Source organism: Halobacterium salinarum DSM 3754, from assembly GCF_008124605.1.
In the GTDB taxonomy this organism is placed as follows: domain Archaea; phylum Halobacteriota; class Halobacteria; order Halobacteriales; family Halobacteriaceae; genus Halobacterium; species Halobacterium salinarum.
The window spans coordinates 1-6,178 of the sequence record NZ_VRYN01000025.1 but is presented as its reverse complement, the minus strand read 5'-3'; the positions used below and the strand labels follow the sequence as shown (position 1 = coordinate 6,178).

The 6,178-nt window shown below is 58.4% G+C and carries 6 protein-coding genes and 2 pseudogenes; 4 read left to right on the top strand and 4 right to left on the bottom strand.

Going from position 1 to position 6,178, the window contains the following annotated elements; genetic code table 11:
• Positions 1-176 (top strand): annotated as a pseudogene (locus APQ99_RS12265) (ISH3 family transposase); the annotation flags it as partial.
• Between the two features lie 185 nt (positions 177-361).
• On the opposite strand, the pseudogene APQ99_RS12260 reads toward APQ99_RS12265, so the two are convergent.
• Together APQ99_RS12260 and APQ99_RS12970 are read right to left on the bottom strand one after the other, a co-directional pair.
• Positions 362-1,156, bottom strand: a pseudogene (locus APQ99_RS12260) (RNA-guided endonuclease InsQ/TnpB family protein); the annotation flags it as partial.
• Positions 1,157-1,282 carry a hypothetical protein gene (locus tag APQ99_RS12970; RefSeq protein WP_255473514.1) on the bottom strand — a complete coding sequence of 42 codons (126 nt, stop codon included), beginning with the start codon at positions 1,280-1,282 and terminating at the stop codon, positions 1,157-1,159.
• A 346-nt stretch (positions 1,283-1,628) separates the two neighbouring features.
• On the opposite strand from APQ99_RS12970, the gene APQ99_RS12255 reads away from it, so the two are divergent.
• Positions 1,629-2,309, top strand: coding sequence for a hypothetical protein (locus APQ99_RS12255; RefSeq protein ID WP_136361366.1), 681 nt, complete (start codon positions 1,629-1,631; stop codon positions 2,307-2,309).
• An 18-nt stretch (positions 2,310-2,327) separates the two neighbouring features.
• Here the strand turns inward: APQ99_RS12255 and aglJ are convergent, their stop codons facing one another.
• Positions 2,328-3,248, bottom strand: coding sequence for an S-layer glycoprotein N-glycosyltransferase AglJ (aglJ, locus tag APQ99_RS12250; protein WP_136361367.1), 921 nt, complete (start codon positions 3,246-3,248; stop codon positions 2,328-2,330).
• A gap of 138 nt (positions 3,249-3,386) precedes the next feature.
• Between aglJ and APQ99_RS12245 the strand changes: the two genes are divergently transcribed.
• Together APQ99_RS12245 and aglF are read left to right on the top strand one after the other, a co-directional pair.
• Positions 3,387-4,793 carry an oligosaccharide flippase family protein gene (locus tag APQ99_RS12245; protein WP_136361368.1) on the top strand — a complete coding sequence of 469 codons (1,407 nt, stop codon included), beginning with the start codon at positions 3,387-3,389 and terminating at the stop codon, positions 4,791-4,793.
• A 75-nt stretch (positions 4,794-4,868) separates the two neighbouring features.
• A complete protein-coding gene (gene aglF / locus APQ99_RS12240) occupies positions 4,869-5,582 on the top strand; it encodes a UTP--glucose-1-phosphate uridylyltransferase AglF (protein WP_136361369.1) in 714 nt (237 codons plus the stop codon).
• Between the two features lie 44 nt (positions 5,583-5,626).
• On the opposite strand, the gene APQ99_RS12235 is transcribed toward aglF, so the two are convergent.
• On the bottom strand, positions 5,627-6,178 hold a 552-nt coding region (locus tag APQ99_RS12235; protein WP_211356666.1), incomplete at its 5' end, for an ATP-grasp fold amidoligase family protein.

Below are 6,178 nucleotides of genomic sequence, written 5' to 3'. Positions count from 1 at the left end.
CGTGGCGGTATCTCCACTACGAATACGTGGCGACGCCCCGCCGGGGCGGGCGTCGCCTCTGGTGGTGGCCGTACAAGGAGTTCATCAATATGATTCGACGTGCTGCGTGGACGGCCCTCGCGGTGCGTCGGGCCGTCCCCGCGAATCGGCCACCTGACGACCGATTCGATCGCTAACCACCGACCAAGCAAGCCAGCGGAGTGAGTGGCGACGCTGTCGCGTCGGCGGCTGACCGCCGCCGACAGCGACAGCTCTCCATCGACCCGTCCGTGATTCTCTCGTCGAGACCGTCAGCACACCCGTCTCGACACAGAACTCAGGCCGCAGAAACAGCTAGCCGAGGATGCTTTGTGAGGTACTGATACTCGCGGGCGTAGTAGTTCGAGAGCTTGTGGAGGAAGTCTCGTCGCTTCCGCTTTAGGTCGGCGTGGCGTTCTGCCACAACCTGCCGTTGTTTCTCCCAATTAGCAGAGCCGTGTTCCTTCCGCGAAAGTTCGCGTTGGGCACGTTCCAATCGTTCGCGCTCGTCGGAGAAGTCTGGTGACTCGACAGCGATTCCATCCGTATCATGTACGTACTTCAGGATACCAACGTCAATTCCGATGACTCGCTCTGGATTCTCCGGTTTCTCGGGAGTGTCTTCGTCCACGTCGATGCCGAACGTGGCGAACCAGTCGCCCGTGGGTTCTTGCTTGACCGTGACCTGTTTGATGGTCGCGTTCTCGGGAATGTCTCGGTGGAGGTGAATCGGTATCTCTCCGATTTTGCTCAACCACAGGACAGGCCGACCACTCGTATTCTTGAGTTTGAAGCCGAACTGGTTGTAGGTGAGCGACCGATACTCTCGGGGCGGTTTCCACTTGAGGTTTCCCACGGCGCATCCGTTCTCCTTCTGTGCTTTCAGCGTGGAGAGATTGTCGTAGACGCGCTTGACCACCATCTGCAATACTTTCGAGTGAACGTCGCGCAGGTCGCCCCACCACGATTTGAGGTCCGGGAGTCGTCCCTGCACTTCGTAGCGGGCTGGACTGTCGTCTGCCTCGTTGAGCAGATAGAGGACGTGGTTGTAGAGTTGCCTACAAGTATCGACGTGATTCAGAAGCGTCTCCGCGAGAGCTTCCGGTGGGTCGAGTCGATACTTGTAGTTGTAGTGCATCTATGACTCTCGTTCCTCGATGAGTTCGTCCAGTTTCTCTTGGACGAACGAGGAAAGGTTCAGGTGATTGTCCTGAATCCACTCCTCTTGGTCGTCACGGATGGAGATGTTCTTGCGAGTCGCCACAACATATTATACATAAACTACACAAATAAGGATTGTGATTGCATGGGTCCCTGGGTCAGTCGTCGCGGAGTGTTTAGGAGACGATGACGGCGTCGAGGAGACGAGGCGCGAAGCGTGTCGCTCACACACCAGAAACCGAAGATTTCTGGGGCGCTGTTTCCCCGCCCTACTGCATCTCAAGAACGCTTCGTGTTCTTGTTAACGCTACTCAGCCTACGGCCTGCGTTGTTGCCCGAAAATCCCCGATTTCGTGATCACGAGAGAGCTCTGCTCTCTCGAACGACTCCTTGAGGAGGGGAACTTCGCGCCTAAATACAATTATGAGTCTGGTCGCCCTAGCTGTCGTATGCCACTCAAGGAGACCGAACGGCCGGCCGACGTCAAGGAGGTCGACCGGTTCGACGGCGGCGTCGGCTGGATCGCGTATCCGGAAGAGACGATGCAGCGCGCGAGTCACGCGCTCGCCGTCCCGAGCGAGGACGGCGGCGCGGACGACGTCTGGGTGATCGACCCCGTGGACGGCGAGGGCGTCGACGACCTCCTTGACGACCTCGGCGACGTCCGGGGCGTCGTCGTGCTCATGGACCGGCACTCCCGGGACGCAAAGGCCATCGCAGACCGATACGACGTCCCCATCTTCGTCCCGTCGTTCGTCGACCCCGGGCTTGACGCACCGACCCAGCCCCTCGGCGACACGCTCCCGGGGACGGAGTTTCGGGTCGTGCGCACTGTGGACTGGCCGATCTGGGACGAGGCCGCGCTCTACGACGGCGAGACGCTCGTCGTCGGCGACCTCGTCGGCACCGTCGAGTACTTCCTCGCCGGCCGGGAGCGGGTCGGCGTCCACCCCATGCTCAGAGTCGCGCCGCCGAAGGCACTCCGCCGGTTCACGCCCGAACGAATTCTCACGGGGCACGGCGAAGGCGTCATGAACGACGGCGCGCGAGCGCTCCAGGAAGCCGCCGACGGCGCGCGCCGCCGCGCCCCCCGGGTCTGGCTGAAGGGCGTCACGTCGTTCCTCTCGTAGCTCGCCGCGAGACTACCGTCAGTCCTCGCTCTGCAGGCGTTCGATGCGGCGTGCCTGCTCGCGGTGCAGCGTCACGACGAGGTCGGAGAGCACGCCGAATATCAGCAACTGGACGCCCAGCAGGAGGACGACGCCCGCGACGACGGTGAGCGCCTCGTGGGAGATGCCGCGGACGAACCACTCGTAGCCGATCCACGCCGCGAGTGCCGTGCCGAGCGCGCCGAATCCCGCGCCGATGCTCCCGAAGTAGAAGAGGGGGTTCGACGTCTTCGCGAGGCTGTAGAGGGTGAGGATGATGCGCGCGCCGTCCGATATCGGGTGGAGGTTCGTCTCCGAGCCCTCGGGTCGCGGGCGGTAGGTCGTGGGGACGACTTCGACGGGGATGCCGTGGCGCGCGCACTCCACGGCCATCTCCGTCTCGATGCCGAATCCTTCCGCGGAGAGGAACATCCGGTCGAAGGAGTCGGTCGTGAACGCGCGATACCCGGAGAGGATGTCGCCGTAGTCCTCGCCGTGGATGCGGACGAACGCGCGATTGATGAGTTTGTTCCCCACCTGGTTCAGGCGACTCATCGCGCCCGGCTGCATGTCCGCCGTGCGGTCGCCGACGACATGGTCTGCGTCGCCCGCCACGAGCGGGTCGAGGAGGCGCGGCGCCTGCTCGGGCGGGTTCGTCGCGTCACCGTCCAGCAGGAGCACGTACTCGCTGTCGATATGGGAGACGCCCTGCCGGACCGCCTGGCCCTTCCCCTCACCGGACTGCTCGATCACTCGCGCGCCCTTGTCGCGCGCGATCTCGCGTGTTTGGTCTCTCGAGTGTCCGTCCACGACGAGGACGTTGTCGACGCCGGCGTCACGGAGGCCGTCGACGACGTTGCCGATGGTTTTGGACTCGTTCCGCGTGGGAACGAGTGCGCAGACGTCCTCGTAGTCGGTCATTGGCATGGGTTCGTCACGGGGAGCGCAAAAGCGTTTTCTTCGGTGGCGACGGAAAGCACGGTATTGATACGGACGGGATGGAAAGTCTCGATATCTCGTAGCCCTGAGTGACCTGACATGAGATTTGGACGAACCTCGATGGTGAACTTCATCTCCCGACTCGTGATGTCGTTCTCGGGGTTCGCTGCAACGGTTGTTCTGACTCGGACACTCGGCCAGGAGCAGTACGGGACGTACGTTGTTGTATTGTCCGTTCTGGCATGGGTAGCTATCGCAGGAAACCTGGGATTGACACCGGCAGTACGAAAACGAGTGAGCGAAGCAACCGACGGAAACTTCGTCGTTTCGGGTATTCTCGCCCAGTTGGGGTTGTACGCTATTGTCGCTGCTGGCCTCTGGCTGGCTCGACCGTACCTAAATTCGTTCATGGAAATCGAGGCGACGGGGATCCTCATCGCAATGCTGGGCGTCAGTCTAGGGGTGAATCTGGTTCAGGCAATTCTCCAAGGACAGCATCTCGTTCACGTCTCCAGCGTTCTCGCACCGATTCAGTGGACGAGTCGGAGTATCGTCCAGGTCGCGCTCGTGCTATCGGGTGCGGGCATCGCAGGTGCGTTCGCGGGATACATCGTCGGTGCAATCGTCGCCATCGCAATCGGTCTGTACTTCGTTTCGGTTCCGGCAATGAGGCCGACTCGTGAGGATTTCCACAGGCTTCGGTCGTACGCACAGTTCTCCTGGCTGGCGTCTGTGAAAGGCCGGACGTTCCTTTCGATGGACACCGTAATCTTGGCCGTCTTCATCTCGAATAGCCTCATCGCAGTCTACGAGGTTGCGTGGAATCTCGCATCCTTGTTCGCTATCTTCGGTTCGTCGATCTCCCGCACGCTCTTTCCGGAGATCAGCAAGATCTCATCCGAGGACGGTGTCGACGGGAACATTTCGGGGTTGCTGCGAGTGAGTCTGGCGTACACTGGCCTGTTCATCATCCCCGGTCTCGTCGGTGCAGCGCTCGTTGGGGATACCGTGTTGACGGTCTACGGGCCTGATTTTGACGTAGGCTACTACATCCTGCTCGTACTGACGTTCGCACGCCTGCTCTACGGCTATCAGGGCCAGTTCATGAATACGATCGACGCGGTTGACCGCCCGGACCTCACGTTCCGGGTCAACGCTGTTTTCGTTGCGGTGAACCTCGTTCTGAACGTCCTGCTCACGTGGCAGTACGGATGGTACGGTGCTGCGACCGCGACGACGACATCGGCTGCACTCGGCCTCGGACTGGGATACTACTATGCAACGACCATCATGGACGTGACGATTCCGTTTAGTGAGATCGGAAAGCAGTGGCTCGCAGCAGGCGCGATGGCTGCCGTCGTTCTGGCGGGTCGTGTCGCTATCGACGACTCGATTCCAGCCGTCGTGCTCCTCGTCGGCGTCGGAGCACTCGTGTACTTCGCCGCGCTGCTCACGCTTTCCCGGGAGTTCCGGACAACCGTGGAGGACAATCTTCCCATCGCTGTCCCCGTTCTTGGGTCGGAGTAACTCCTCGCTCAATTTGGTCCCGAGTCCAGACACTCGTATGAAATATATTTAAACACCGCTCGAGAATACCGGAGTATGCAAGCAGTCGTTCTCGCTGCAGGGGAAGGGACGCGACTTCGTCCACTCACCGAAGACAAGCCGAAGGGAATGGTCGAAGTCGCAGGGAAACCGATTCTGACGCACTGCTTCGAGCAGCTCGTCGAACTCGGAGCGGAGAAACTCGTCGTAATCGTCGGCTACAAGAAGCAGAACATTATCAGCCACTACGGCGACGAGTTCGAAGGCGTCCCAATCACCTACGCCCACCAGCGCGAGCAGAAAGGACTGGCGCACGCACTGCTGAAGGCAGAGGAGCACGTTGGGGATGACTTTATGCTGATACTCGGTGACAACATCTTCCAGGCGAATCTCGCGGACGTCGTGAATCGTCAGCAGGAGGATCGCGCCGACGCAGCGTTCCTCGTAGAGGAGGTGCCGTATGAGGAAGCTAGCCGGTACGGCGTGTGTGATACGAACGACTACGGAGAGATTCAGGAAGTGGTTGAGAAGCCCGAGGACCCGCCATCTAACTTGGTGATGACCGGATTCTATACGTTCTCACCGGCGATTTTTCATGCCTGTAAGCTCGTGCAACCATCGTATAGAGACGAGTACGAACTCTCAGACGCTGTCGACCTGTTGGTAAAAAGCGGTCGGACAATTGACGCGATTCCAATGGACGGCTGGCGAATTGATGTTGGGTATCCAGAAGATCGAGATGAGGCGGAGGAGAAAATCCAGAATCAATGATGTCATGGCGGAATAATCAGGAACACCGTCACCAGTGGTTACAGTTACCAATAGGATCCGAACTCAAAGTCACGCTCTTTGGGAATAAACCGGCCTGTACCCGATTCTGGCCCTACTGTCATCTCACCGAAAACAATTCGCCCCCCGTTTAGTTCATACAAGTCGATACGGATAAAATCAAAACCTTCTCCTAATTTTTCTGCTATCTCCATCATTCTATCTAACCTTTGTGGTTCCTCTATAGTCGGCCCTAATGGACTTTTCATAGTGAATTCTTTAGGATTCCAATCGCGATCGTAGAATCTTCTTTTGTGGTGTGAAAACCGGGTAAAGTCAACCTCAATGTACTCCACCTGTCCATGGAATACAAAAAATTTGTAATCAAGAGGAACTTCCTGCTTATCGTCACGAAGTCTTTCTTCCACTAGTATTCGAGGTTCGATACTCTCATACCAATATTCCTCTTTAGGAACACCATGAGTTTCACGTAGCCATTCATTGCATTTCTTGATGATCTCTTCCTCGTTGGGAGTTTCAAATTCATTAACTATTACGACTGAACCACTCATATGAGTTGGTTTGATTACATACTCCTC

Bases quoted from the DNA above. Each gene is read 5' to 3' on its own strand.
- APQ99_RS12245 (WP_136361368.1), top strand. From the start codon at position 3,387: ATGGTGAACTTCATCTCCCGACTCGTGATGTCGTTCTCGGGGTTCGCT.
- aglJ (WP_136361367.1), bottom strand. From the start codon at position 3,248: ATGACCGACTACGAGGACGTCTGCGCACTCGTTCCCACGCGGAACGAG.
- aglF (WP_136361369.1), top strand. From the start codon at position 4,869: ATGCAAGCAGTCGTTCTCGCTGCAGGGGAAGGGACGCGACTTCGTCCA.
- APQ99_RS12255 (WP_136361366.1), top strand. From the start codon at position 1,629: ATGCCACTCAAGGAGACCGAACGGCCGGCCGACGTCAAGGAGGTCGAC.